General features: G+C 60.1%; 22 protein-coding genes. 8 read left to right on the top strand and 14 right to left on the bottom strand.

Features of this window, described 5'->3' with window-relative positions:
- Positions 1-9 precede the first annotated feature (9 nt).
- The 5 genes from KW837_RS00295 to KW837_RS00275 all read right to left on the bottom strand — a co-directional run bounded on the left by KW837_RS00295 (position 10) and on the right by KW837_RS00275 (position 4,227).
- The gene (locus KW837_RS00295) at positions 10-453 is read right to left on the bottom strand and encodes a hotdog fold thioesterase (RefSeq protein WP_123495925.1); all 444 of its coding nucleotides are present in this window, start codon (positions 451-453) and stop codon (positions 10-12) included.
- Positions 454-485: 32 nt separating this feature from the next.
- A complete protein-coding gene (locus KW837_RS00290; RefSeq protein WP_218394139.1) occupies positions 486-2,153 on the bottom strand; it encodes an AMP-binding protein in 1,668 nt (555 codons plus the stop codon).
- Between the two features lie 221 nt (positions 2,154-2,374).
- A complete protein-coding gene (gene sixA / locus KW837_RS00285; RefSeq protein WP_218394138.1) occupies positions 2,375-2,827 on the bottom strand; it encodes a phosphohistidine phosphatase SixA in 453 nt (150 codons plus the stop codon).
- Entirely contained in the window at positions 2,824-3,171 is a 348-nt protein-coding gene (locus KW837_RS00280; RefSeq protein WP_008011673.1) for a DUF4389 domain-containing protein, read from the bottom strand. Before KW837_RS00280 ends, sixA begins: the two co-directional genes overlap by 4 nt.
- A 30-nt stretch (positions 3,172-3,201) precedes the next feature.
- Complete coding sequence (locus KW837_RS00275; protein WP_123495919.1) at positions 3,202-4,227, bottom strand: NAD(P)H-dependent glycerol-3-phosphate dehydrogenase; 1,026 nt, start codon at positions 4,225-4,227, stop codon at positions 3,202-3,204.
- Between the two features lie 196 nt (positions 4,228-4,423).
- Here KW837_RS00275 and KW837_RS00270 point away from each other — a divergent pair, with 196 nt between their 5' ends.
- The 6 genes from KW837_RS00270 (at position 4,424) to KW837_RS00245 (ending at position 12,015) form a co-directional block, all read left to right on the top strand.
- Positions 4,424-6,547 (top strand): TonB-dependent siderophore receptor, encoded by a 2,124-nt coding sequence (locus tag KW837_RS00270; protein ID WP_192345654.1) that lies wholly within the window; start codon positions 4,424-4,426, stop codon positions 6,545-6,547.
- Between the two features lies 1 nt (position 6,548).
- On the top strand, positions 6,549-7,481 hold the full coding sequence (locus tag KW837_RS00265) for an ABC transporter substrate-binding protein (RefSeq protein ID WP_218394137.1): 933 nt from the start codon (positions 6,549-6,551) through the stop codon (positions 7,479-7,481).
- A complete protein-coding gene (locus tag KW837_RS00260; RefSeq protein ID WP_218394136.1) occupies positions 7,478-9,379 on the top strand; it encodes an ATP-binding protein in 1,902 nt (633 codons plus the stop codon). The genes KW837_RS00265 and KW837_RS00260 overlap by 4 nt, the downstream gene beginning before the upstream one ends.
- Positions 9,380-9,626: 247 nt before the next feature.
- The gene (gene fabA / locus KW837_RS00255; RefSeq protein WP_007899046.1) at positions 9,627-10,142 is read left to right on the top strand and encodes a 3-hydroxyacyl-[acyl-carrier-protein] dehydratase FabA; all 516 of its coding nucleotides are present in this window, start codon (positions 9,627-9,629) and stop codon (positions 10,140-10,142) included.
- 11 nt (positions 10,143-10,153) lie between these two features.
- On the top strand, positions 10,154-11,371 hold the full coding sequence (gene fabB, locus KW837_RS00250; protein WP_008074958.1) for a beta-ketoacyl-ACP synthase I: 1,218 nt from the start codon (positions 10,154-10,156) through the stop codon (positions 11,369-11,371).
- 455 nt (positions 11,372-11,826) lie between these two features.
- Positions 11,827-12,015 (top strand): hypothetical protein, encoded by a 189-nt coding sequence (locus tag KW837_RS00245; protein WP_008011665.1) that lies wholly within the window; start codon positions 11,827-11,829, stop codon positions 12,013-12,015.
- A gap of 66 nt (positions 12,016-12,081) precedes the next feature.
- On the opposite strand, the gene KW837_RS00240 is transcribed toward KW837_RS00245, so the two are convergent.
- The 8 genes from KW837_RS00240 to KW837_RS00205 form a co-directional block, all read right to left on the bottom strand.
- On the bottom strand, positions 12,082-12,624 hold the full coding sequence (locus KW837_RS00240) for a DUF2058 domain-containing protein (RefSeq protein ID WP_123495908.1): 543 nt from the start codon (positions 12,622-12,624) through the stop codon (positions 12,082-12,084).
- 28 nt (positions 12,625-12,652) lie between these two features.
- Positions 12,653-13,486, bottom strand: coding sequence for a nucleoside triphosphate pyrophosphohydrolase (gene mazG / locus KW837_RS00235; protein ID WP_218394135.1), 834 nt, complete (start codon positions 13,484-13,486; stop codon positions 12,653-12,655).
- A 127-nt stretch (positions 13,487-13,613) separates the two neighbouring features.
- On the bottom strand, positions 13,614-15,857 hold the full coding sequence (gene relA, locus KW837_RS00230; protein WP_192345649.1) for a GTP diphosphokinase: 2,244 nt from the start codon (positions 15,855-15,857) through the stop codon (positions 13,614-13,616).
- A gap of 128 nt (positions 15,858-15,985) precedes the next feature.
- Complete coding sequence (rlmD, locus tag KW837_RS00225) at positions 15,986-17,338, bottom strand: 23S rRNA (uracil(1939)-C(5))-methyltransferase RlmD (protein WP_218394134.1); 1,353 nt, start codon at positions 17,336-17,338, stop codon at positions 15,986-15,988.
- Positions 17,338-18,240 (bottom strand): cysteine synthase CysM, encoded by a 903-nt coding sequence (gene cysM / locus KW837_RS00220; RefSeq protein WP_007899067.1) that lies wholly within the window; start codon positions 18,238-18,240, stop codon positions 17,338-17,340. The genes rlmD and cysM overlap by 1 nt, the downstream gene beginning before the upstream one ends.
- A 107-nt stretch (positions 18,241-18,347) precedes the next feature.
- On the bottom strand, positions 18,348-19,358 hold the full coding sequence (locus KW837_RS00215) for a YhcG family protein (protein ID WP_218394133.1): 1,011 nt from the start codon (positions 19,356-19,358) through the stop codon (positions 18,348-18,350).
- 183 nt (positions 19,359-19,541) lie between these two features.
- Positions 19,542-20,972: a sensor histidine kinase gene (locus KW837_RS00210; RefSeq protein WP_218394132.1), complete on the bottom strand. Its 1,431-nt coding sequence runs from the start codon at positions 20,970-20,972 to the stop codon at positions 19,542-19,544.
- A complete protein-coding gene (locus KW837_RS00205; RefSeq protein WP_218394131.1) occupies positions 20,959-21,681 on the bottom strand; it encodes a response regulator transcription factor in 723 nt (240 codons plus the stop codon). Before KW837_RS00205 ends, KW837_RS00210 begins: the two co-directional genes overlap by 14 nt.
- A 215-nt stretch (positions 21,682-21,896) precedes the next feature.
- Between KW837_RS00205 and KW837_RS00200 the strand changes: the two genes are divergently transcribed.
- Complete coding sequence (locus tag KW837_RS00200; protein WP_123495892.1) at positions 21,897-24,647, top strand: response regulator; 2,751 nt, start codon at positions 21,897-21,899, stop codon at positions 24,645-24,647.
- 210 nt (positions 24,648-24,857) lie between these two features.
- Positions 24,858-25,847, top strand: a complete 990-nt coding sequence (locus KW837_RS00195; protein ID WP_218394130.1) for a 2-hydroxyacid dehydrogenase — start codon at positions 24,858-24,860, stop codon at positions 25,845-25,847.
- 5 nt (positions 25,848-25,852) lie between these two features.
- On the opposite strand, the gene KW837_RS00190 is transcribed toward KW837_RS00195, so the two are convergent.
- Positions 25,853-26,239 (bottom strand): hypothetical protein, encoded by a 387-nt coding sequence (locus KW837_RS00190; RefSeq protein ID WP_218394129.1) that lies wholly within the window; start codon positions 26,237-26,239, stop codon positions 25,853-25,855.
- Positions 26,240-26,289 lie beyond the last annotated feature (50 nt).

Genomic DNA, 26,289 nt, shown 5'->3' with positions numbered 1-26,289 from the left:
TGCCGAAACTCAACGCGCCGGTGGATTTTCACCCAGCGGCACCACCGCCATGGTCAGCCGCGACACGCAACTGGCCTTCCCTTCATCACTGCTCAAACGGATATCCCAGACATGAGTGGTGCGACCAATGTGAATCGCCTTGGCCACCGCCGTCACTCGCCCACTGCGCAGGCCGCGCAAATGGTTGGCGTTGATTTCCAGGCCCACGCAATAAAACTTGCTGGCGTCGATGCACAGGTAACTGGCCATCGAGCCGACGGTTTCGGCCAACACCACCGAGGCGCCGCCGTGCAGCAAACCAAAGGGCTGATGCGTGCGATGGTCGATGACCATACTGGCAGTCAGGGACTCGTCATCGAAGGCTTCAAAGCGAATATCCAGCACTTCGCTGATGGTATTTTTTCCGATTGCGTTCAACTGCTCGACGTTGGGAATGGTGCGCCACAGACTCATCGTTACGTTCCTTTGCTGGAGTTGTTCGTGGCTCAATCCTGCCACAGCACCGCCTCGCTACGCTCGCTCCATTCTTCAAAGCGCGCACCGTAAGCCGCTTCGATCATGTTGCGCTTGATCTTCAGGGTCGGTGTCAGGAAGCCGTTTTCCACCGCCCAACTGTCCTTGACCACCACCAATCGACGCAAGCGCTCATGCCTGTCGAGGACGCCGTTGACTTCCTCCAGCAGTTTTTCCAGGCTTGAATGCAAGCCCGCCCGGGCCGATCCCTTCGCGTCCTGCTGACCGACCGCCGACAACACGCACAACCCCAGCGGTGCGCTCAGCCCATCGCCAACCACACACACCTGTTCGATCCGCGCATGCACCGCCAGGCGATTTTCAATCGGTGCGGGGGCGACGTATTTGCCTTTGCTGGTTTTGAAAATTTCCTTCAGGCGCCCGGTCAGGCGCAGGTTGCCTTCGGCGTCTTCCTCGCCCTTGTCGCCGGTGCGCAGGAAACCGTCCTCGGTGATGGTTTCGGCGGTTTTCTCAGGTTCCTTGAAATAGCCGAGCATGGTCGCGCCGCTGCGCACCAGTACTTCACCAGACGGCTCGATGCGCACCTCGACTTCCGGGCATGGCTTGCCGATCCAGCCGGGTTTGTTCTGACCCGGCTGGCCGATGTGGGAATAACCGCAGCTTTCGGTCATGCCGTACACCTCAAGCACATCCAGCCCCAGTTTTCGGTACCAGAGCAGCAAGGTCTGTGGCACTGGCGCCGCGCCGGACAAGGCGATGCGCAAGGCGTCCAGCCCCAGCCCGGCAAGGACTTTGTGCCCTACCCGTTTGCCAATGAAGGGCAAGCCGAGCAGGAAGTCGAGGCGTTTAGCCGGGATCTTGCTGTAGACCCCCATCTGGAATTTGGTCCAGATTCGCGGCACGCCGAACAGCGCGGTCGGCCGGCCACGTTTTAGATCAGTGAGAAAGGTATCGAGGCTCTCAGCAAAAAATACCGTTTGCCCGGTATAAATCGACGCCAACTCGACAAACATCCGTTCGGCGACATGGCACAGCGGCAGGTAGGACAGCAGGCGATCCGACTCATTCAGGCCGAACAACTGAGTGCCACGAGTGGTGGCAAAGCCCAAGTTGCCGAAATTGTGCATCACGCCTTTAGGTTGGCCCGTGGTGCCAGAGGTGTAAATGATGGTCGCCAGCTGATCGGCGGCGGGTTTTGGGTCGTCCTGAATCGGCGAGCTGCGCTGCAGATCGGCCCAGCTGAAATCGAAGGGGCCGGCCGGGCACAGCGGCAGGCTGATGGTTGGCAGATCGGACCTGACCCCGGCGGACATGCCCGGCCAGTCATCCAGCTTGCCAATGAATGCCAGCGCAGCTTCCGAATGCTCGAGCACCTGAGCCACGGAATCGGCGGTCAGATTGGGATACAGCGGCACCGAGACATGCCCGGCCATCCAGATCGCCAGGTCGGCGATGATCCAGTGGGCGCAGTTTTTCGAGATCAGCGCGATGTGGCTGCCTTGCGGCAGTTCACGAGCCCGCAGCCAGTGGGCGGCACAACGCGCCTGATGGCCGACGTCGGCCCAGGTCAGCGTCTCGACCTGACCGCCCCCCGTCGGCTGCACCAGAAAGCGTTGGCGGGGATGACGGGCTTCACGCTCGTAGAAGGCGTCCAATGGCAAACGGGAAGCAGCAGACATGCGACTTGCTCCTTTATTTTTTGTCTGGAGCAAGCGTAGTCAACCAAGCAAGTGCTTGGTTGACTATTTCACACAAAAACCAAGAACAAAAACGGAACGCCACCGCCCCTGTAGGAGCGAGGCTTGCCCGCGAAGGGGCCTTCGAAAACGCTAAAAGCTTCGCGGGCAAGCCTCGCTCCTACAAATGCAGAAGCAAAGGCTATACCTAGAACAGAAGCAAATTACGGGTGCTTGATGCCGTTGAGCTTCATCGACCCGATCAGCAGTTCATTGTTCTCAAGCTCGGCCAGGCCGGCGGTGCTGACTTTTTCCGGTGGATGGCCGGCGCCGTGCTGCAGATAGCTCAGCAGGTTGCCCACCAGCGGATTGTGACTGACCAGCAGCACATCACTCACCGATACAAGCTGCTCCGCCACCTTGTCCGGATCGGTATCCGGGGTCAGCCAGTCGACGGTGCGGATCTCCGGCGCGAAATTGAGCGCCGCACGCACAATTTCTGCCGTCTCCTGCGCTCGCTGATAAGGACTGGCATAAATGGCGGTGAGTGGCTTGCCCATCAAACAGGCGGCAGCACGCAACACCTCTTCACGGCCATGGGCGGTCAATTTCCGCTCGGAGTCGGGACGAGTACCGTGAGGCTCGGCTTCACCATGACGCAATACCCAGAGTTTCATAGCTTCGGTTCCTCATCTCGGGCCGGGTGCGGTGCTGGCGCCACAACGTGCGGGGCTTCACCTTCCGGTGTACGCGGCGTCGGCCAGTCGGCGAACGGCCAGGGCTTCTGGTCGCTGTGAAAGCTGCCGAAACGACCGATCTGCGCCAGAAACTGGCTCAGACTGTCGCCGAAATTCATCAAGCTGGCGCTCGGTGCGCCATAAATCAAACGATAGATCAGCTGCACAAACACCACCGCACCGAGGATCAATTGCGCCACTTGCCAGACCAGCACATAGACAATCATCCACAGCACCCGCAACAGGATGGATTCGTACTTGGCTTCTACCTTCGGATCATTCATGTTTCGCTCCCTGCCCTGTAGATGGGGTATTTAGTTGAAACCGCTGGTGGAGATAAAATCGACGTCGGTTTTAGGCTCGGCACGCATCAGTAGACCGATGACCTGCTCCAGCGTGCGCCCTTCGAAGAGGATGGCATGCAATCCGGCGACCAGCGGCATATACACGCCGGCTTCCTGCGCCTTGGCCTTGAGTACCTTCAGGGTGTTCACGCCTTCGGCGACTTCGCCAAGACGCGTCACCGCATCCTCAAGGCTCAACCCCTGACCGAGGGCAAACCCGACCTGATAATTCCGGCTTTTGGGCGACGAGCACGTCACGATCAAGTCGCCCACGCCCGCCAGCCCAAGGAACGTCATCGGGTTGGCACCCTGATTCACCGCGAAGCGGGTCATTTCCGCCAATGCCCGGGTGATCAGCATGCTCTTGGTGTTTTCACCCATGCCCAACGCCACCGCCATGCCGGCGATGATCGCGTAAACGTTTTTCAACGCCCCGCCCAACTCCACGCCATAGCGGTCGGCGCTGGCGTACACACGAAAGGTCTTGCCGTGCAGCGCTTCCTGGACCCGTTGGCAAAGCGCTTCGTCTTCGCTGGCGACCACCGTGGCGGTCAGCGCGTGTTCGGCGATTTCACGGGCCAGATTCGGGCCCGACAGCACGCCGATGCGCGCTTGCGGGGCGATTTCTTCAAGGATCTCGCTCATCAGCTTGAACGTATGGGCTTCGATGCCTTTGGTCAGGCTCACCAGCAGTTTGCCGCTCAAACGTTCGGCGTGAGGGACCAGCACCGAGCGCAGCGCGCTGGACGGCAGCGCGACGAAGCACAGGTCGCAGGCCTCCAGGGTGGCTTGCAGGTCTGTGACCGCTTCCACTGCCGGAAGAATCTTGATGCCTTTGAGGTAACGCGGGTTCTCACGATTGACCCGAATGGCCTCGGCCTGTTCCGGGTCGCGCATCCACAGCCGGACCTGATGCCCATTCTCGGCCAGCAGATTAGCCACGGCGGTACCAAAACTTCCGCCTCCCAGGACCGCAATTGGGCGCTGTTCAGTCATATGCAATCCGTTAATCCATACCAGTGGCGATGCCGGCATTATACGGAGCAGCCCGGTCGCGGCCAGCCCCAGCATCAATTACCGACACTTGTAGGAAGAAGACCAAGAAAACCGAGGAAAATGCCCATAACGTGACTGGAAAAGTCTTTGCGCTCGGTTAACATGCGCGCCAACTAACCGCTATCAAGGCCGTGCCGTGTCTTTTGGCTTTCCCCGTGCTCGCTCGCCGCTGGTATTGGCGCTGATCTTCAGCTCGCCATTGCTGGCCGACGATCTGTTCCTCGACAATGATCCGCTGCCGCAAGTGCTGACCGCGACGCGCCTGAAGCAATCGCCAGCGGCCGTGCCGGGAAGCATGACGGTGATCGACAGTGAACTGATCAATGCCAGCGGCGCGCGGGATATCAGCGAGCTGCTGCGGCTGGTGCCGGGGATGATGGTCGGCAATATCAGCGGCAATCAGGCGGCGGTGAACTATCACGGCACCAATGCCAGCGAAGCGCGGCGCATGCAGGTGTTGATCGACGGCCGCTCGGTGTACCGCGCCGGCCTGGCCACGGTGGACTGGAGTGATATTCCGGTGGCCATGGAAGACATCGAGCGCATCGAGGTTTTCCGTGGCCCGAACACCGTCAGCTACGGCGCCAACGCGCTGATGGCGGTGGTCAATATCATCACCCGCAAACCGGCCGACAGCCACGGCACGCGGCTGAAAGTCACCCGTGGCCAGCGCGGTATCAATGATTTCTACGCCAGCCAGGGCATGGGTTGGGACAGCGGCGACTTGCGTCTGTCGTTGTCCGGCCAACAAGATGACGGCTTCGACTCGGATCGCACCGGCGCCGATTACCGCGACAGCCGTCGCTTGAACCGCTTCAGCCTCGCCGTCAGCCAGACGCTCAATGACAACCAGAGCATCGACTGGCAACTGAATGCCAAGGACGGGACCAACCAGCGACCCTATACCTACCGTCCGGTGTTCTCAGGGATTACCGCCGCCGGGAACAATTCCGACGTCATCGCCAAGGATTATGCCGGCTCGCTGCGCTGGAACCTGGACATCAATCCCGATCACAGCCTTTATATTCAAGGCTCGGCGCAACACTGGGATCGCCAGCAAACCTGGCGTGCCTGCGATGCCGAGGTCTCATTCAGCCCGGAACTGACCCAACTTTGGCAGCTCAATCCCAATTACACCGAACGTCTGGCGCGCAACATGAACCGCTACGCCGGTTCGGGCGCGCCGGCGGGTACGGCGGCTGAACAAGCGCTGGCCAATCAGGTTCTGACGCAATGGCGAAACGGCGCCAGTAAAACGCTGTGCGGCGACATTGACCAGAGTGCCCGGGAATCCCGCTACGACCTCGAACTGCAAGACACGCTCAGCCTGTCCGACAGTCTGCGGCTGGTCAGCGGCATGAACTATCGTTACGACCGGGCCAACTCCGAGACCTACTTCAATGGCACGCTCGACGACACCACTTGGCGGGCGTTCGGCCAACTCGAGTGGCGCGCCACCGAACACTGGTTGTTGCAGGGCGGCGCGATGTACGAAGACACGCACTTGACCGGCAACTCGCTGACCCCACGGGTGGCGGTCAATTACCTGATCAACCCGCGCCACGGCTTGCGCGCGGTGTATTCGGAAGCCATCCGTTCGCCGGACATGTTCGAGAACAACGTCAACTGGAGCTACCAGGTCACCAACCTGAAGCCCAGTGCCTACGGCCAGTCCAGCGCCCGCTATTTCGTCAAGACCCGTGGCCCGGGTGACCTCGAACAGGAACGCATGCGCTCCCGGGAATTGGGCTATAACGGCTACTTCGCAGAGTGGGGGCTGGCGGTCGATGTGAAGCTGTTCTACGACGAAATCACCGGCATGATCAGTGAACCGCTGCGCAACAACCAGTACATCGCCAGTAACTCGAACAGCTCGCGCTTCTCCGGGACTGAAACCCAGCTGGATTGGCGCGTCAGCAGCGCCGATCGTCTGCGCCTGACCTATGCCTACGTCGATGCCGAGGCCAGCAACCCGCTGGATGCACAACAGACTGCGCGCAACAGCGGCTCCGCCGGTTGGCTTCGCAACTGGGGCCTGGGCTGGAACAGCGCGCTCTTCTACTATGGTGCCGACGCCCTCAATGGCTATCGCTTCGAACGGGTCGACACCCGCATCGCCAAACGCATCGGTTTGGGCAAAGCCAATCTGGAGCTGGCCGGGGTCCTCCAGCAACGCCTCGACAATCAGCCCACCACCTTCGTCGACAACAACTACGACGATCGCCGAGTGCTCTACTTCAGCGCGGAGCTGGAGTTCTAAGATGCAACATCGCCCGCCACCGAAGACGCCAACCCTTGGCCGCCTGCTGGCGGGGTTGTGCCTGGTGTTTATCGGGCTGCTGTGCCATCTGCCGGCACGGGCCGCCGACATTCTGCTGACTGGCGCCGAGGACAATCCCGGCGTGCAGTCTTTCGTTCAAGCCCTCAGCGAGTTGCGCCCCTCCGACAATGTGCGCTTCCAGCCTGTCGCCAGCCTGCCGGCGCCAGGCCAATTGCCCGTCGACACCCGCCTGGTGCTGCTCGACTTGCCCAGCCTCGACTGGCGCCTGCAAGACGCCCAAGGCCCGGCGACGCTGGTGTTGCGCATCAGTCGTTTGCAAGCCCATCAACGCTTGGGCAATGACCTGCCATCGCACCTGAGCCTGCTCTGGAGCGATCCACCGCTGGAGCGACAGTTGCGCCTGACCCGACTGCTCCTGCCTGAGGCCCGCCGGGTCGGTGTGCTTTTCGACAGCCACAGCGAATTCCTTTTGAAAGAACTGCGTCAGGCTGCCCTGCCCCTGGGCCTTGAAGTGGTCACCGAGCGTTGGGATAACACCCATGACAGCCGCCCCTTACAGGCCCTGCTGAAAAACAGTGACGTGCTGTTGGGCCTGGACGACCCTGATCTGTACAACCCGAAAACCGTGAAAAACTTGCTGCTCAGCAGCTATGCCCGGCAACTGGCGTTGATCGGTCCCAACGCAGCCTTTGTCAGGGCCGGTAGCCTGGCCAGTACTTACAGCGACCAGAACGATTGGCTGAAGATTCTCGACGAACTGCTCGACCGCCCCTCGAGCACCTGGCCACGCGCATTTTATCCGCAACACTTCAAGGTCTTAAGCAACCCGCAAGTGGCTCGTTCACTGAGTATTGAACCGATGAATGAAGCCTCTGTCGCAACACAGCTGGCCGAAGGAGAACGCCGCCCATGACCTTCCGTCGCGGTTGGGACATCAATACCCGCACCCAGATCATCAGCCTCGGCCCGGCCCTGTTGCTGACCTTGCTGCTGATCAGTTTTTTTACCTTCGTGCGAATCCAGGACCTGCGCCAGGAACTCAATCACACCGGTCAGCTGATCGCCAATCAACTGGCGCCGGCCACCGAATACGGGGTGATTTCAGGCAACAACGAGGTGCTCGAAAGTTTGCTCAAGGCCACCCTGGCCACGCCCAACGTACGCTTTCTGGAAGTACAGGACAGCGCCAACCGGATTCTGGTGTATGTCGAGCAACCGTCGGAAGCGCACAACCGCTCGCATCAAGTCGAAGTGTTCCAGGCGCCGGTGCGCCTGCAACGCATCGCGCTCAACAATGACTTTTTCCAAAACAGTCGTACCGTTGCCAGTGCACCGGGCGAGGATTATCTGGGCCGGGTGATCGTCGGCCTGTCCAATGACGCGTTCAACCAGCGCCAGCAGGAAATCCTCTTCAAGGCCGGGATCCTGGCCTTGTTCGCTCTGCTGTTTACATTTCTGCTGGCCCGGCGCCTGGCCAGCAGCCTGTCTCAACCGATCCACGACATCGGCAATGCGGTCAAGGCGATCCAGGAAGGCGACTACAAAACGCCCCTGCCGATTGTCGACGACACCGAACTGGGCGCCCTGTCGCAACACATCAACAACCTTGCCCAGGGCCTTGAGCAAGCCAGTCGCGAACAGCATCAGGCGATGGCGCAATTGATCCAGACCCGCGAAGAAGCGGAAAAGGCCAACAACGCCAAATCCGATTTCCTGGCGATGATGAGTCACGAGTTGCGCACGCCGATGAATGGCGTGCTGGGCATGCTGCAACTGCTGGAAACCACCGAGATGACCGAGGAGCAGATCGAGTACGCGGCGCTGGCCTCGGAATCCACCGAACACCTGCTCAAAGTGATCAACGACATTCTCGATTTCTCGCGCATCGAACGCTCGGAACTGGAGCTGGAACATATTCCGTTCAACCTCGCAGACCTGATCAGCAGCTGCGCCCAGTCGTTCCAGCACAGCGCGGTGCAACGCGGCCTGGACATGCAACTGCGCATCCCCGAGGACATGCGCGCCCTTCAGGTTCAGGGCGATCCAACGCGAATCCGGCAGATTCTGGTCAATCTGGTCGGCAACGCGCTGAAGTTCACCGAACGGGGCCGTGTCACGATCGAACCGCAGTGGCAGTCCCTGGATCATGAACTGCTGTGGTTCACCTGCACCGTACGCGACAGCGGAATCGGCATTCCGCCCGCTAGCCTGGAGTTGATGTTCAACGCGTTCCAGCAGGCCGACAGTTCTATTTCAAGACGTTACGGCGGAACCGGGCTGGGGTTGCCGATTGCCCGCACCCTGGCTGAGCGGATGGGTGGCACCTTGCGCGCGCAGAGCGAAGAAGGCATTGGCTCGGCGTTCACCCTGGAAATCCCTTTGGCGCTGTATAAGCAGCCACTACCGGTGCTAACCCCGCGAGGGCATACCGGCGATGACCACGGCGAAGGTCGCAATGTGCTGCTGGTGGAGGACAACCCGGTCAACCGCACCGTTGTCGAAGCAATGTTGCGCAGTCTGGGCTTTACTGTCAGCGTCGTCACCGACGGTGCGCAAGCAGTACGCAGTGCCGAGAATCTGACTTTCGAAGCGATTCTGATGGACTGCCGATTGCCGGTCATCGACGGCTACGAGGCCACCCGACAGATTCGTCGATTGCCCGGCTGTGCTGACGTGCCGATCATCGCCCTGACGGCCAATGCCTTGCAGGGCGACCGCGAAGCCTGTTTATCGGCGGGAATGAACGATTACCTGGCCAAGCCCTTCAAACGCACTGATCTGCAGCAAATTCTGCAGCGGTGGGTGCAGTAGAACAGGCCATTCGGCTATCTGCGACTGGCGTGAATGACGAAAGTGCGGCAGTCTTAGGCACCCGAACGAGCCCGAAAAGGGGCTTGAATAATAATTTCAGTGCACAAGTGTACATTCATGTCCTTGGTGCTGTGACTTTCACCACAACGCAATAGTCTATGAGTAGGCTGCTGACTCGAGGCATGAACGCTTCGATCGGCCGGGAAGATTCGCCCCACCCTGCCGCATGGACTATTGAGGAGCTCGCATGACCAAACAAAACGCCTTTACTCGGGAAGACCTGCTGCGCTGCAGTCGTGGTGAGCTGTTCGGCCCAGGTAACGCGCAATTGCCCGCCCCGAACATGCTGATGGTCGATCGCATCACCCATATCAGCGAAGAGGGTGGCAAGTACGGCAAAGGTGAATTGGTCGCCGAGCTGGATATCACTCCGGACCTGTGGTTTTTCGCCTGCCACTTCGAAGGTGATCCGGTGATGCCGGGCTGCCTGGGCCTCGACGCCATGTGGCAACTGGTCGGCTTCTTCCTCGGCTGGCAAGGCCTGCCGGGCCGCGGTCGCGCCCTGGGTTCCGGCGAAGTGAAATTCTTTGGCCAGGTACTGCCGACCGCCAAGAAAGTCACCTATAACATCCATATCAAACGTGTCCTGAAGGGCAAGCTGAACATGGCTATCGCCGATGGTTCGGTGACCGTTGACGGCCGCGAAATCTATACCGCCGAAGGCCTTCGGGTCGGCGTTTTCACCTCCACTGACAACTTCTAAGGGTTATTCGCATGCGCCGCGTCGTTATCACTGGTCTGGGCATCGTTTCGTGCCTGGGCAATGACAAAGAGACCGTCTCCGCTAACCTGCGTGCAAGCCGCCCTGGCATCCGGTTCAACCCGGAATATGCTGAAATGGGTCTGCGTAGCCAGGTTTCCGGCTCCATTGACCTTCCCCTCGAAGAGCTGATCGATCGCAAGATCTATCGCTTCGTCGGCCATGCGGCGGCTTACGCCTACCTGGCCATGAAAGATGCCATCGCAGACTCCGGCCTGACCGAAGAGCAGGTTTCCAACGTGCGTACCGGCCTGATCGCCGGTTCCGGTGGCGCGTCGACCTTGAACCAGATGGAAGCGCTGGACATCCTGCGCGAAAAAGGCGTCAAACGCGTAGGCCCGTACCGCGTCACGCGGACCATGGGCAGCACCGTTTCGGCTTGCCTGGCGACGCCGTTCAAGATCAAGGGTGTGAATTACTCGATCTCCTCCGCGTGCGCCACCAGTGCTCACTGCATCGGTAACGCTGTGGAGCAGATTCAGTTGGGCAAGCAGGACATCGTGTTCGCCGGCGGCGGTGAAGAAGAACACTGGAGCCAATCGTTCCTGTTCGACGCCATGGGCGCCCTGTCCAGCCAGTACAACGAGACCCCGGAAAAAGCTTCCCGCGCCTACGACGCCAAGCGTGACGGTTTCGTCATCGCCGGCGGTGGCGGCATGGTCGTGGTCGAAGAGCTGGAACACGCTCTGGCCCGCGGCGCGAAGATCTACGCGGAAATCGTTGGCTACGGCGCGACCTCCGACGGCTACGACATGGTCGCCCCAAGCGGCGAAGGCGCCATCCGCTGCATGCAGATGGCCATGGCCACCGTCGACACTCCGATCGACTACCTGAACACCCACGGCACCTCGACTCCGGTCGGCGACGTCATGGAAATGAAAGGTGTGCGTGAAGTGTTCGGTGACAAGGCTCCAGCCATCAGCTCCACCAAGAGCCTGTCGGGTCACTCCCTGGGCGCCGCCGGCGTTCACGAAGCGATCTACTGCCTGCTGATGATGGAAGGCAACTTCATGGCGGGTTCCGCCAACATCGACGAACTGGACCCGGAAGTGGCAGACATGCCAATCCTGACCAAGACTCGCGAAGACGCCACCATCAACACCGTAATGAGCAACAGCTTCGGCTTCGGTGGCACCAATGCCACGCTGGTACTGAAGCGCTGGCAGGCGTAAAAGCTGCCGCAGGCTGCGATCTTTTGATCTTTAGCGCCCGTTAAGACGCTGAAAAGATCGCAGGCTTCGCCAGCTCCTACAGGTTTCGCATAAACCTGATAGAGCCCCACACAAAAACGCCCCGACTGGTTCGGGGCGTTTTTTTGCCTCTGTTTTCCTGTAGGAGCCAGGCTTGCCGGCGAAGGCGTACTCAAGGACGCTTTCGCCGGCAAGCCTGGCTCCTACAAGTGGTAATCGGGTTCAAATCCGTGGTTTTCTGCCTTCTGAACATGAAACATTTGTCATGAAACTCAATGGCCTGCGACTGAATGTCGCGTATTTCGCGGGCTGCAGGACTTTTGCCGATTCTGCAAGAATGGGTTGCCGAACTCTGCCGTTTACTTAGCCAGCTAACAAAACATATAACGGAGGCCTGCACACGCCTTGCTGCAGATAACAGAGATTGGAGCTAGCAGATGACTGTAAAAGTAACTGAACGCGACGATTCACATATGTCCCATGAAGGCATCGCCGCCGGTATCCGCATCTGGGATGTACATCAACAAGACCTGTTGGTCGGGATGTTTCACTCCGAAACCGAAGCCCACAAATACAAGGCCGAACTTGAAACACTGGAGCAGCAGCGCGAAGCGCGTTCTGCATAATGACCGCATTGAAAACGACAAACCCCGCCATGAGCGGGGTTTGTCGTTGTTGCAGTCTCTAACGGCTTACCACATCAGATCGTCAGGAATCTGATAGGCCGCGTACGGATCGTCTTCGGCGCTGACTTCTTCTGTCTTCACATTCAGCTGCACGATGCGCTGTGGATCTCGCTCCTGAATCTTCAGGGCCGCTTCACGAGGGATCACTTCGTAACCGCCGGCATGATGCACGATCGCCAGCGAACCGCTGCTGAGCTTATTGCGCATCAGCGTGTTGACGGAGATGCGCTTGACCTTCTTGTCGTCGACGAAGTTGTAGTAGTCCTCGGTGGTCAGCTTGGGCAGACGCGAGACTTCGATCAATTGCTTGACCTGGGCGGCGCGGGCCTTCGCCTCTGCTTTCTCCTGCTGCTGACGGTTCAGTTCCTGGTCGCGCTTGACCTTCTCGGCCATGGCTTCCTGAGCGGCACGCTGCTGGGAGTCATCGAGTTCAATCTGACCTTTGTGGGCCAGACGTTGCTGCTTCTGCTTCTCTTTGCCGACCTGTTTGGCCTGCTTTTGGTTGACCAGCCCTGCTTTGAGCAACTGGTCGCGAAGGGAAAGGCTCATGGTGCTTATTTCTCACTTAGGCAACTGCTCAACCGCAGCTGGGCAAATTCTTTTCCTGACGTTTGGCTTCGCCCCACAAGGCGTCCAACTCTTCGAGGGTGCAATCTTCTATGGGACGGTGGGTGTCGCGCAATGCCTGTTCGATAAATCGGAAGCGTCTTTCAAACTTTGAGTTCGCGCTGCGCAGTGCGGTTTCCGGATCGACCTTGAGGTGTCGCGCCAGATTGACCACGGAAAACAGCAGGTCGCCGACTTCATCGGCAATCGCCGTCGAGTCATTGTCGGCCATGGCTTCGAGCACTTCATCGAGCTCTTCGCGCACCTTGTCGAGCACCGGCAAGGCGTCCGGCCAGTCGAAACCGACCTGCCCTGCGCGCTTCTGCAGTTTTGCCGAACGGGACAGCGCCGGCAACGCGGCAGGCACATCGTCGAGCAAGGACAACTGCTGCGGCGCCGAAGACTTCTCGGCGCGCTCTTCAGCCTTGATCTCTTCCCAGCGCTGCTTGACCTGCTCTTCATTCAGACGCGGGATGTCCAGCGGCGCATACAGATCACCGGTGGGGAACACGTGAGGATGACGGCGGATCAGTTTGCGCGTGATGCTATCGACCACGCCATCGAACTCGAAACGCCCTTCTTCCCGGGCCAGCTGGCTGTAATAAACCACCTGGAACAACAAATCGCCCAACTCACCCTGCAAATGATCGAAGTCCCCGCGCTCAATCGCATCGGCGACTTCGTAGGCTTCTTCCAGGGTGTGCGGGACGATGGTCGCGTAGGTTTGCTTGATGTCCCACGGGCAGCCGTATTGCGGGTCGCGCAGACGGTTCATCAGGTGCAGCAGGTCTTCAAGTGAATACATCTTCTAATCTCTACACACTTCACTTGTAGGAGCGAGGCTTGCCCGCGAAGGCGGCATACCTGACACACCGCCTTCGCGGGCAAGCCTCGCTCCTACAGGTGTCACCATCAATTTCCGTGCAGGTCTCTCACGGTGTACGGTTACGGCGGGTTTCGATGATGTTCGGCAACTGGGAAATCCGCCCCAGCAACCGCCCCAGCGCATCCAGCCCCGGAATTTCGATGGTCAGGGACATCAACGCCGTGTTGTCCTCTTTGTTCGAACGGGTGTTGACCGCCAGCACATTGATCCGCTCGTTGAGCAGCACCTGCGACACGTCACGCAGCAAACCGGAACGGTCGTAGGCGCGAATGATGATGTCCACCGGATAGGTGAGCACCGGCACCGGGCCCCAGCTGACCTGGATGATCCGCTCCGGCTCGCGCCCGGCCAGTTGCAGCACCGAGGCGCAGTCCTGACGGTGAATGCTCACGCCACGGCCCTGAGTGATGTAACCGACGATCGCATCCCCCGGCAGCGGCTGGCAGCAGCCGGCCATCTGGGTCATCAGGTTGCCTACGCCCTGGATCTGAATGTCGCCACGCTTGCCCGGTTTGTAGCCGGTGGCTTTGCGCGGGATCAGTTCCAGCTGTTCGTTGCCGCGTTCCGGCTCGACCAGTTGCTGCGCCAGATTCACCAATTGCGCCAGGCGCAAATCGCCTGCGCCCAATGCAGCGAACATGTCCTCGGCGGTCTTCATGTTGGCCTTCTCGGCCAGCTTGTCGAAGTCCACCTGCGGCAGACCGAGGCGATTGAGTTCGCGCTCGAGCAAGGTTTTACCGGCCGCGACGTTCTGATCGCGGGCCTGCAATTTGAACCAGTGAACGATCTTCGCCCGCGCCCGCGAGGTGGTGATGTAACCCAGGTTCGGGTTCAGCCAGTCGCGGCTCGGCGTGCCGTGCTTGCTGGTGATGATCTCGACCTGTTCACCGGTTTGCAGGCTGTAGTTGAGCGGTACGATCCGCCCGTTGATCTTGGCGCCGCGGCAGTTGTGACCGATTTCGGTGTGTACGCGGTAGGCGAAGTCCAGCGGTGTCGCGCCCTTCGGCAAGTCGATGGCGTGACCGTCCGGGGTGAAGATATAGACCCGGTCCGGTTCGATATCGACCCGCAGTTGTTCGGCAAGGCCACCAATATCACCCAGCTCTTCGTGCCACTCGAGCACCTGACGCAGCCAGGAGATTTTCTCTTCATAGTGGTTCGAGCCGGACTTGACGTCGGTGCCCTTGTACTTCCAGTGCGCGCACACGCCCAGCTCGGCTTCTTCGTGCATGGCATGGGTGCGGATCTGCACTTCCAGCACTTTGCCTTCAGGGCCGATCACCGCGGTGTGCAGCGAGCGGTAGCCGTTCTCTTTCGGGTTGGCGATGTAGTCGTCGAACTCTTTCGGGATATGCCGCCACAGGGTGTGGACGATGCCGAGCGCGGTGTAGCAGTCGCGCATTTCCGGCACCAGCACGCGAACCGCGCGCACGTCGTAGATCTGGCTGAACTCCAGACCCTTGCGCTGCATTTTGCGCCAGATCGAATAGATGTGTTTGGCCCGACCGCTGATGTCCGCATCGACGCCGGTGGCCTGCAACTCTTCTTTGAGTTGGGTCATCACGTCGGCGATAAAGCGCTCGCGATCCAGCCGTCGCTCGTGGAGCAACTTGGCGATCTGCTTGTACTGGTCAGGCTCAAGATAGCGGAAGGACAAGTCCTCCAGCTCCCACTTGATGTGACCGATACCGAGGCGGTGGGCGAGCGGCGCGTAAATGTCGAACACTTCACGGGCTACGCGGTTGCGCTTCTCGTCGTCGGCGGTTTTCACCGCGCGGATCGCGCAGGTGCGTTCAGCCAGTTTGATCAGCGCGACGCGCACGTCGTCGACCATGGCCACGAGCATTTTGCGCAGGTTTTCGACCTGGCCTTGAGTGCCCAGCACCATGGATTGACGGGGGCTCAGGCTGGCGCTGATCGCCGCCATGCGCAACACGCCGTCGATGAGTTTGGCGACCACCGGACCGAAGCGTTGGCTGACCGCCGGCAACTGGATCTGGCCTTCGCGCACGCCGCGGTAAAGCACGGCTGCGACCAACGAATCCTGGTCGAGTTTGAGGTCGGCGAGAATCTCGGCGATCTCAAGGCCCGTGCGGAAACTCGAGGTCCCTTCGGACCACAGATTCTTCGCCGCATTGGCTTGTTGTTCGGCCTCGCGAGCGAACTCGCAGGCTTCCTTCAAGGCTTCGCGATCCAGTGCCAGATCGACACTGACCGCATGATCGAGCCAAGCCTCGAGGTTGATACTGCCGTCAGTATTGATCGGCTGGTGTGCTCTCACCTGTACCATCTTGCTTTACCTTCCCTACGACGCAGATTCAATGCGTCAAATCGCTGACCTTCGCTGCCCGTGTGCACTCGCGGGGCTAAGACGAATGCGCTTTGCACGAGCGGGTCAGTCGGACCAGACGAGCCGTCCTAGCTCGCTTCAAATAACGCCATGGCCTCGACATGTGCCGTCTGAGGAAACATATCGAGAATCCCGGCACGTTTTAACCGGTAGCCCTGCTTGATCAATTCGACTGTGTCGCGCGCCAGCGTTGCAGGGTTACACGACACATACACCAATCGTTTGGCGCCCAAAGACGCCAGCTTGCGCACCACCTCAAAAGCACCGTCGCGAGGTGGGTCCAAGAGTACCGCACAAAAGCCTTCATCGGCCCATTCGGCATCGGCCAAAGGCTGGGATAAATCGGCCTGAAAAAACTTCGCGTTATGCAGATTATTGCTGACAGCATTCGCGGCGGCACGCTCGACCATCGCCTGCACCCCCTCCACCGCCACCACTTCGCGAACGGTTTTGGCCAGCGGTAAAGCAAAGTTGCCCAACCCACAAAACAGGTCCAGAACCCGCTCATCAGATTTCGGTGCCAACCACGCCAACGCCTGGGCCACCATCGCTTCGTTGACCCCGGCGTTGACCTGAATGAAATCTCCCGGCCGATACGCCAGGTTCAAGTCCCACTGCTCAAGGCGATAGCCCAGCGACTGATCGGCCTCGACCGGTTGCGGCTCGCCGTCGCCATGCAGCCACAACTGGGCTTCATGGAACGCGCAGAAGTCCTTGAGGATGGTCATGTCGGATTCGGACAACGGCGCCATGTGCCGCAGCAATACCGCCAATGACGAACCGCTGAACAACTCCACATGCCCCAACGCCTGAGGTTTGCTCAAGCGCCGCAGCATCTCCGGCAAGCGGGTCATGATCGATTGCAAGGGCTGTACCAGCACCGGGCATTCGTTGATGGCGACGATGTCCTGACTGCCGGCAGCACGGAAGCCGACTTCGAGTTTTTTCGCTTTCATGTCCCAACGCACCGCCACTCGGGCGCGACGACGGTAGCCGAATTCCGGACCGCTCAACGGCGCTGCCCACTCTTCAGGTTCGACACCGGCAACCCGCGACAATTGCTCGGCGAGCATGCGCTGTTTCAGGGCGAGCTGTTCGTTGTGGGGCAAATGCTGCACGCTGCAACCGCCGCAGCGAGCGACATGAGCGCACGGTGCCGGGCGGCGCAATTCACTGGCCTGGAACACGCGTTCGGTGCGCGCCTCGACCACTTTGCCGTGGGCACCCAAGACCCGCGCCTCGACGTCTTCACCGGCCAATGCGCCGATGACGAACCACGTGCGACCTTCGAAAAACGCGATACCGCGACCGTCATTGGCCAGGCGCTCAATCGTCAAGCGCTGCTTTTTGCCGGTCGGGACTTGCGGGGCCTTGCTGCCGCCTGTGGGCTGGAAGCGCAGGCCTCTCTCTTGCCTGGCCATCAGTTGGGCGCGTCGAAAATGCCGGTCGACAAGTAACGGTCGCCACGGTCGCAGATGATCGCGACGATCACCGCGTTTTCAACTTCTTTGGACAGGCGCAGCATCGCCGCCACGGCACCGCCCGAAGACACACCGCAAAAGATGCCTTCTTCGCGTGCCAGACGACGGGTCACGTCTTCGGCTTCGCTTTGCGCCATGTCGACGATCCGGTCCACGCGCTCGGCCTGGTAGATCTTCGGCAGGTATTCCTGCGGCCAGCGACGGATGCCCGGAATCGCCGAACCTTCCATCGGTTGCAGCCCGATGATCTGCACGTTGTCGTTCTGCTCTTTCAAGTAGCGCGAAACGCCCATGATGGTGCCGGTGGTGCCCATCGAGCTGACGAAATGAGTGATGGTACCTTCGGTCTGACGCCAGATTTCCGGACCGGTGGTGGTGTAGTGCGCCTCGGGGTTGTCACCGTTGGCGAACTGATCCAGCACCTTGCCGCGGCCTTCGGCTTCCATTCGCTGGGCGAGGTCGCGAGCGCCTTCCATGCCTTCTTCCTGGCTGACCAGAATAAGCTCGGCGCCATAAGCCGTCATGGCGGCTTTACGCTCGGCGCTGGAGTTGTCCGGCATGATCAGGATCATCTTGTAACCCTTGATCGCCGCAGCCATGGCCAAGGCAATCCCGGTGTTGCCCGAGGTCGCTTCGATCAGCGTATCGCCGGCGTGGATCTGCCCGCGCAATTCGGCACGGGTGATCATCGACAGCGCCGGACGGTCCTTGACCGAACCCGCCGGGTTATTCCCTTCGAGCTTGAGCAAAAGGGTATTGCTGGTGGCGCCAGGCAGGCGCTGCAAACGGACCAGCGGAGTGTTGCCGACGCAATCGGCGATGGTTGGGTACTGCAAGGTCATGGCGTATTCGCAATCCAGACTGCGGGGGCGCCTATCATACCGGCAAACGTGCGCAGGCCATATCACGCAAAGTAAGGGGCTTATGGCGAATGGGAATAAGAGGAAGATTACCCGCTCTTCTCCTGCTCAAAATCCAGCGCATAAAACTCATGCAATTTAGCCTGCAACAACTGCTTGTCCGGCAGGCGAGTCTGGTATTCGGCAATTAACGCTGGCGACAGGCTACGGTTAAGGGCGTACTCGACCACCTCGTCATCCTTGCTGGCACAAAGCAACACACCAATGGCAGGATTTTCGTGGGGTTTGCGCTCATTGCGATCCAGCGCTTCCAGATAGAAATCCAGCTTGCCCAAATACTCCGGCTCAAACCGACCGACCTTGAGCTCAATGGCTACCAGACAGTTGAGCCCACGGTGGAAGAACAGCAGATCCAGGGCGAAATCACGCCCGCCGACTTGCAGCGGGTATTGGGAGCCGACAAAGCAGAAGTCACGACCCAGTTCGATCAGAAATTCCTTGAGACGCGCCAGCAGCCCCTTATGCAGATCGGTTTCGGCATGGCCGCCGGGCAGGTCGAGAAACTCGACCATGTAGGCATCGCGGAAAATCTCAAGCGCCGCAGGGTGAGTATGTCTTAGCACTGCGGAGGTTTTTGCCGGTTGGGTCACGCTACGCTCGAACAGTGCAGTTTTGAACTGACGCTCCAACTCGCGCTTCGACCACTTCTCCTGAACCGCCATTCGTAGATAAAACTCCCGCTCTTCCGGGAGTTTGCCCTGACTGAAGATGACCAGATTATGGGTCCAGGGTATTTGTCTCACCAGTGGTGAGACTTTCTCGTCCCCCCGGTAAGTCTCGTAGAACTGACGCATGCGGAACAGATTGGGGCGAGTAAAACCGCGCAACCCAGGTTGAGACGTGGCCAGATGCTCAGCCAGTTGGCTGACCACAGAATCGCCCCACTCAGCCTTTTCCAGCTTGCGACTGATATAGGCACCCACCTGCCAATACAGCTCAATCAGCTGAGTATTCACCGCCTGCATGGCTTGCTGTTTGGCACTTTGAATCAACGCAAGCACTTCATTGAAACGGTTGTCGGGGACGCTGGATGCATTCATGCCGAACTCCTTGAGGACGAGGAAAAACGCGAGTCTATTCCGTCGAATCAGGCATAAGGTGTCGGCAATCCCCTTTAGGAAAGGTCGTACAAATAAACGGGAACGCTCCGGCATGATCAGTGCGGTGGTGGCTGGGAGGGCCTCTTCGCGAGCAAGCCCGCTCCCACATTTGATCGGGGTTGATCACATATTGTTTGCCTGGCACATTTCCAATGTGGGAGCGGGCTTGCTCGCGAAAGCGGTCTGACAAACACCACCATCATCAGCTACTAAACGCATATTCAGCCGCAACCCTGCCCCAGCATTCTCCGCCCACAAACGCCCGCCCTGGCGCTGCACCGCATTCCTCGCAATGCTCAACCCCAACCCGAACCCACCATCCCCCGGTCGCGATCCATCAAGCCGGATGAACGGCGAGAAGATCCGTTCAAGATCCTCGTCCGCCACTCCACCGCCCTCGTCCTCCAGCCACAGGTGCCAGAAGTCGCCATCGCGCCGACCAGCGAGCGTCACGACACCGCCCGCAGGTGAATGACGAATGGCGTTGCGCAGTATGTTTTCCAGCGCTTGGGCCAGGGTATTGAGATGGCCGCGCACCCAGCAGGATGCATCCACGGCACAGTGCAACTGACCCGCCGGCCAGCCACTTTCATAGCAGGCGTTTTCCGTGAGCATTTCCCACAAGGCCTGGACCTGGATCGCTTCATCGGGTAACGGCGCGCGCTCGGTGTCGAGCCAGGCGAGTTGCAGGGCGTCCTCGACCAGACGTTGCATGCCGTCGACTTCCCGGCCAATGCGTTCGCGCAATTGCCCCTTGTCTTGCTCGCTATCGCTGGCCACCCGCAGCCGGCTCAGTGGCGTACGCAATTCGTGGGAAAGGTCGCGCAGCAATTGTTGTTGCAGAGCCACCGTGCTTTGCAGGCGCTCGGCCATATGATCGAAGGCCCGGCCCAGTTCACCCAATTCATCCTTGCGGTTGGTGGTGCGACTCGATAAACGCACAGTCAGTTGGTCGGCGCGCCAGGCGTTGGCCTGCTCGCGCAGGCTGTTCAGCGGGACGACCAGCAATCGATACAGCCCCACGCACAGCAGCAGCGTGAACAGCCCGGGAATCACCCCATTGGTGATCACCCGCCAAAACACCCGGTAGCGTCCTGGCACAAAACGCTGAGGCAACTCGATCACCAGGCTGCCGGCAGACGGGTCATTGGGAAACGGGATCTTCAGCCACGGCCGGCCCTGGTGGCGCCGACTCACCGGCCAATCCAGACCGCGCAAAAAGGTCAGGCGCTGGATTTCCTGATGGGTCAGCGGGTAGTTGCTCAGGGATTGCAAGTCGCCACCGATGACACCGACCCAAGTCGACTCGCGCTCGCCGACACGCTGCAACCAGGCATCAATGCCTGCACTCTGCTGTTCGTTCCACGCCCGCTCCGCCTCGGCGGCGTAGCGCGTCAGGCTGCCCCGGGCCTCGTCGGACAGGAACAGGTTTTTCTTTTCCATGTAGCGGCCCCAGGACCAACTCAACCAGATCATCAGCAGACAGAACGCTACCAACAGGCAAGCCAGTTTCCAGAACAGTGAATGCTTGCCCGGCACGTCAGACCATTTCATCGGCCGCACTCAATACATACCCCTTGCCCCAGACAGTACGCACTTCACGCTCGGTGTAACCGATGGCCTTGAGCTTGCGGCGAATCTGGCTGATGTGCATGTCGAGGCTGCGGTCATGGGGCGCATAACCGCGCTGCAGTACCTGCTGATAAAGGAACGCCTTGCTCAGTACTTCATCACCGTTGCGATTCAATGTATCCAGCAACCGATATTCGCTGCGAGTCAGGCCGGCCGCGTGTTCGCCCAAAAAGACCTCGCACCGTTCATCGTCGAAATGCAGGTTGTCCATCGCAGGGGCAATCGATGCCGACGCTGGCCGCCGATCGAGCGCCACCCGCCGCAGGATCGCCTCGATGCGTACCCGCAGCTCGGCCATGCTGAACGGTTTGGGCAGGTAATCGTCGGCGCCGAGGCGAAAGCCACTGATGCGATCCGCCTCCGCCCCCAGCGCCGACATCAGCACCACTGGTGTTGAGTGGCTCTGGCGCAGTTGGGTCAGCACCGCCAGGCCATCCAGCCCCGGCAGCAGAATATCCATCAACACCACATCGAAGGCTTGCTCGCGCGCAATGGCCAACCCTTCCTGGCCGTTCTGACACCAGGTCACCTGAAATCCACAGCGCCCCAGATGCTCATGGACATAAGCACCGAGCACCAGATCGTCTTCGATGGAGAGGACGCGGGGGGGAACGACAGAGATGGGAGTCATGAGTATCTGCAAATAATTCTCAGTTGCCGATTATTCAAGATCGCCTCGCCAGGGGCAACCCATGGTTTGCTCCCCAAGACCAAAGCGCGGAACTGGCCGACGAATGACGACATCAATTTTACGAGGATTGCCTGCATGCAAATCGCTACACTGCGCAAGTGGCGCGTGCCGGACGCATGTGCAGGTCAATAAACAGCTGGATGCGGGAGAGATGCGTGCTCAAGAAACTGGGAATTAAAGGCCGCGTGCTGTTGCTGACCCTGTTACCGACCACCCTGATGGCGCTGGTTCTGGGCGGCTATTTCACCTGGATGCAGCAATCGGACCTGCAATCGCAACTCATGCAGCGCGGCGAAATGATTGCCGAACAGCTGGCACCGCTGGTGGCCCCGGCCATGGGTCGCAAAGACAACGACCTGCTGGAACGCATCGCCACCCAGTTCCTGGAACAAACCGACGTGCGCGCGGTGACTTTCCTCGCCCCCGACCGCACTCAGCTGGCCCATGCCGGCCCGACCATGCTCAATTCGGCGCCTTTGGGCAACGGTTCACAGCTGCTGCGCCGCAGTGGCAATGACGCCACGCGTTACCTGCTGCCAGTGTTCGGCAAGCACCGCAACCTGGCCGGCGACCTGATCCCCGATGAAGCCGACCGTCTGCTGGGCTGGGTCGAACTCGAACTGTCGCACAGTGGCATGTTGCTGCGCGGTTACCGCAGTCTGTTCGCCAGCCTGCTGCTGATCGGCGGTGGCCTGGTCGGTGCGGCGCTGTTGGCGTTGCGCATGGGGCGGACCATCAACCGGCCATTGAGCCAGATCAAACAAGCCGTGGCACAGCTCAAGGACGGTCACCTGGAAACCCGCCTGCCGCCCCTCGGCAGCCAGGAGCTGGATGAACTGGCGTCCGGCATCAACCGAATGGCCGGAACCCTGCAGAACGCGCAGGAAGAATTGCAAAACAGCGTCGACCAAGCCACCGAAGACGTGCGTCAGAACCTGGAAACCATCGAAATCCAGAACATCGAGCTGGACCTTGCGCGCAAGGAAGCCCTGGAGGCGAGCCGGATCAAGTCCGAGTTCCTGGCCAACATGAGCCATGAAATCCGCACGCCGCTCAACGGCATTCTCGGCTTCACCCATTTGCTGCAAAAAAGTGAATTGACCCCGCGCCAGCTCGATTACCTGGGCACCATCGAAAAATCCGCGGACAGCCTGCTGGGGATCATCAACGAGATTCTCGACTTCTCGAAAATCGAGGCCGGAAAACTGGTGCTCGACCATATTCCGTTCAACCTGCGCGACCTGCTGCAAGACACCTTGACCATCCTCGCCCCCGCCGCCCATGCCAAAGAGCTTGAGCTGGTGAGCCTGGTTTATCGCGATACACCGCTGTCGCTGGTGGGCGATCCGCTGCGACTCAAGCAGATTCTCACCAACCTTGTGAGCAACGCGATCAAGTTCACCCGCGAAGGCACCATCGTCGCCCGAGCCATGCTCGAAGAAGAGTATGAAGACAGCGTGCAATTGCGCATCAGCATTCAGGACACCGGCATTGGCCTGTCGAACCAGGACGTGCGCGCCTTGTTCCAGGCCTTCAGCCAGGCCGATAACTCGCTGTCCCGGCAACCTGGCGGCACCGGCCTGGGGCTGGTGATTTCCAAACGGCTGATCGAACAGATGGGTGGTGAGATCGGCGTCGACAGCACACCAGGCGAAGGCTCGGAATTCTGGATCAGCCTGAGCCTGCCCAAAACCCGCGACGACGCCGAGGACCTGCCCGGCCCACCCTTGCTCGGACAGCGGGTGGCGGTTCTGGAAAACCATGAGCTGGCCCGTCAGGCCTTGCAGCATCAACTGGAAGACTGCGGCCTGGCAGTCACGCCGTTCAACACCCTCGAAAGTCTGGCCAATGGCGTGACCGGTGCCCATCAGACCGATCAGGCCATCGGCCTGGCAGTGCTCGGCATCACCAGCAACGACATGCCGCCGGAGCGCCTCAACCAGCATATCTGGGACCTCGAACACTTGGGCTGCAGAGTGTTGGTGTTGTGCCCGACCACCGAACTGACGCTGTTCCACCTCTCGGTGCCCAACCCCCACAGCCAGCTGCAGTCCAAACCGGCCTGCACGCGCAAACTGCGTCGGGCCCTGTCCGATATGGTCAACCCTCGCCAGCAGCGCAGCGACCCCGGCGAGCCGCTTTCGAGTCGCGCACCGAAGGTCCTTTGCGTCGATGACAACCCGGCCAATCTGCTGCTGGTGCAAACCCTGCTCGAAGACATGGGCGCCAAGGTGCTCGCGGTGGAAAGCGGTTACGCCGCGGTCAAGGCCGTACAGAACGAGACCTTTGACCTGGTGCTGATGGACGTCCAGATGCCCGGCATGGATGGCCGCCAAAGCACCGAAGCCATTCGTCAGTGGGAAAGTGAACGGCATTGCACACCACTGCCGATCGTCGCCCTCACCGCCCACGCGATGGCCAACGAAAAACGCGCATTGCTGCAAAGCGGCATGGATGACTACCTGACCAAACCCATCAGCGAACGGCAACTGGCGCAGGTGGTGTTGAAATGGACCGGTCTGGCGTTGCGCAATCTGGGGCCGGAGCGCTCCAGCGAAAGCAACAACGATAATGACTTGCAGGTGCTTGATCACGACGAAGGCCTACGCTTGGCGGCGGGCAAGGCCGATCTGGCGGCGGACATGCTGGCAATGCTGCTGGCCTCCCTGGAGGCCGACCGCGAGGCCATCCGCGTCGCTCGTGAAGCCAATGACCAGAACGCGCTGATTGAGCGAGTCCATCGCCTGCATGGGGCGACCCGTTACTGCGGCGTCCCGCAATTGCGCGCCGCCTGCCAGCGCAGTGAAACCCTGCTCAAGCAACAGGACCCGAAAGCCCCCGGCGCGCTGGAAGAACTCGAACGAGCCATCAATCGCCTGGCGGCCCATGCGCGTATCAATGCCTGATGCAGCGCAATAACACGGAGTGCCTGGAAGGCTAAGCTCAAATACATTCTGTGTAGCAGCTGCCGAAGGCTGCGTCCGGCGGCGAAGCCGTCGTTAAATCAGGCACCGCAATCGTTCAGGTAAACCGCGGATGCAGGTTTTACGACGGCTTCGCCGCCGAACGCAGGCTTCGCCAGCTGCTACAGGATTTGAGACTTCCAGGAGGACAGCATGCGCACGCTTCTTTTCAGCAGCCAGACCTACGACCGCGACAGTTTTCTGAGCGCAGACCTGCCCGCCGGCATCGAGCTGTATTTCCAGCCAGCGCGACTGAGCCTCGACACGGCGGCGCTAGCCGAGCATCACGAAGTGGTTTGTGCCTTCATCAATGATGACCTCAGTGCTCCGGTTCTCGAACGCCTGGCCGCGGGTGGCACACACCTGATCGCCCTGCGCTCGGCCGGTTACAACCATGTCGATCTGGCGGTAGCGAAGCGCCTGGGGTTGGCGATTGTGCGGGTTCCGGCCTACTCGCCTCACGCGGTGGCCGAACACGCGGTGGCGCTGATTCTGGCGCTCAACCGCCGACTGAACCGTGCCTACAACCGTACCCGCGAGGGCGATTTCAGCTTGCACGGGCTGACCGGTTTCGATCTCGTGGGCAAAACCGTCGGCGTAGTCGGCACCGGGCAGATCGGCGCGACCTTCGCGAAAATCATGAACGGCTTCGGCTGCCAGTTGCTGGCCTGTGATCCTTACCCGAACCCGCAGGTCGAAGCGCTCGGCGCGCGCTACCTCAGCTTGCCGCAACTGCTGGCCGAGTCGCAGATCATCAGCCTGCATTGCCCGCTCAATGAACAGAGCAAACACTTGATCAACAGCGAATCACTGGCGCACATGCAGCCCGGTGCAATGCTGATCAATACCGGGCGTGGCGGTCTGGTCGACACCCCGGCGCTGATCGACGCGTTGAAGGACGGCCAACTGGGCTATCTGGGGCTGGATGTTTATGAAGAGGAGGCGCAGCTGTTCTTCGAGGATCGCTCCGACTTGCCGCTGCAGGACGATGTGCTGGCGCGCCTGCTGACCTTTCCAAATGTAATCATCACCGCGCACCAAGCCTTCCTCACGCGCGAAGCCCTGGGCGCGATTGCCGCAACCACCCTGCAGAACATCGCGGCCTGGGCGGCCGGTTCGCCACAGAATCAGGTCGAGAGCTGATCGGCTCAGGCCTTGGACAAAAGGATCATCAGGGCCAGCCAGCCGAAGCCCAGCAAGCGCTGCCCCAACGAATGCCCGCGACGCAGCAGGAACCAGACAAAAAACGGCGGCAGTAAGAAAATCATCAGTTTCAGCCAGAGTTCCACCGGACGCGGCCCGCCGGGTGCCGGCGCCGGGATCTCGGCCTCGACTTCGGCTTTACGTTTGCGCCCGAAAGCGGCCGGGGTCACCCTGGGTACGTTCTCATTGGTCGGTAAGCGCCCGAAAGAAAGAGGCGCCTGCGTTGCCGTCGATGTAGCCGCTTCTGCCACCGCAGGTGCACCGCAATGAATACAAGCAGGCGCCGTGGAGCTGATGCGTTGCTTGCACTCAAAACATTCGATCAACGCCATTTCCATTCCTTAGAGATGCAAAAGCGGCATTGTGCCATGACTCGGTAGGT

It is taken from the genome of Pseudomonas sp. PDM24 (assembly GCF_019218905.1).
Taxonomy (GTDB): Bacteria; Pseudomonadota; Gammaproteobacteria; order Pseudomonadales; family Pseudomonadaceae; genus Aquipseudomonas.
Note: the sequence above shows the minus strand (reverse complement) of the source record. Positions and strands in the feature narration are given on the sequence as shown.

Excerpts from the sequence above, each read along its gene's own strand:
- KW837_RS00295 (WP_123495925.1), bottom strand. The coding sequence starts at position 453 with ATGAGTCTGTGGCGCACCATTCCCAACGTCGAGCAGTTGAACGCAATC.
- KW837_RS00290 (WP_218394139.1), bottom strand. The coding sequence starts at position 2,153 with ATGTCTGCTGCTTCCCGTTTGCCATTGGACGCCTTCTACGAGCGTGAA.
- sixA (WP_218394138.1), bottom strand. The coding sequence starts at position 2,827 with ATGAAACTCTGGGTATTGCGTCATGGTGAAGCCGAGCCTCACGGTACT.
- KW837_RS00280 (WP_008011673.1), bottom strand. The coding sequence starts at position 3,171 with ATGAATGATCCGAAGGTAGAAGCCAAGTACGAATCCATCCTGTTGCGG.
- KW837_RS00275 (WP_123495919.1), bottom strand. The coding sequence starts at position 4,227 with ATGACTGAACAGCGCCCAATTGCGGTCCTGGGAGGCGGAAGTTTTGGT.
- KW837_RS00265 (WP_218394137.1), top strand. The coding sequence starts at position 6,549 with ATGCAACATCGCCCGCCACCGAAGACGCCAACCCTTGGCCGCCTGCTG.
- KW837_RS00260 (WP_218394136.1), top strand. The coding sequence starts at position 7,478 with ATGACCTTCCGTCGCGGTTGGGACATCAATACCCGCACCCAGATCATC.
- fabA (WP_007899046.1), top strand. The coding sequence starts at position 9,627 with ATGACCAAACAAAACGCCTTTACTCGGGAAGACCTGCTGCGCTGCAGT.
- fabB (WP_008074958.1), top strand. The coding sequence starts at position 10,154 with ATGCGCCGCGTCGTTATCACTGGTCTGGGCATCGTTTCGTGCCTGGGC.
- KW837_RS00245 (WP_008011665.1), top strand. The coding sequence starts at position 11,827 with ATGACTGTAAAAGTAACTGAACGCGACGATTCACATATGTCCCATGAA.
- KW837_RS00240 (WP_123495908.1), bottom strand. The coding sequence starts at position 12,624 with ATGAGCCTTTCCCTTCGCGACCAGTTGCTCAAAGCAGGGCTGGTCAAC.
- mazG (WP_218394135.1), bottom strand. The coding sequence starts at position 13,486 with ATGTATTCACTTGAAGACCTGCTGCACCTGATGAACCGTCTGCGCGAC.
- relA (WP_192345649.1), bottom strand. The coding sequence starts at position 15,857 with ATGGTACAGGTGAGAGCACACCAGCCGATCAATACTGACGGCAGTATC.
- rlmD (WP_218394134.1), bottom strand. The coding sequence starts at position 17,338 with ATGGCCAGGCAAGAGAGAGGCCTGCGCTTCCAGCCCACAGGCGGCAGC.
- cysM (WP_007899067.1), bottom strand. The coding sequence starts at position 18,240 with ATGACCTTGCAGTACCCAACCATCGCCGATTGCGTCGGCAACACTCCG.
- KW837_RS00215 (WP_218394133.1), bottom strand. The coding sequence starts at position 19,358 with ATGAATGCATCCAGCGTCCCCGACAACCGTTTCAATGAAGTGCTTGCG.
- KW837_RS00210 (WP_218394132.1), bottom strand. The coding sequence starts at position 20,972 with ATGAAATGGTCTGACGTGCCGGGCAAGCATTCACTGTTCTGGAAACTG.
- KW837_RS00205 (WP_218394131.1), bottom strand. The coding sequence starts at position 21,681 with ATGACTCCCATCTCTGTCGTTCCCCCCCGCGTCCTCTCCATCGAAGAC.
- KW837_RS00195 (WP_218394130.1), top strand. The coding sequence starts at position 24,858 with ATGCGCACGCTTCTTTTCAGCAGCCAGACCTACGACCGCGACAGTTTT.
- KW837_RS00190 (WP_218394129.1), bottom strand. The coding sequence starts at position 26,239 with ATGGCGTTGATCGAATGTTTTGAGTGCAAGCAACGCATCAGCTCCACG.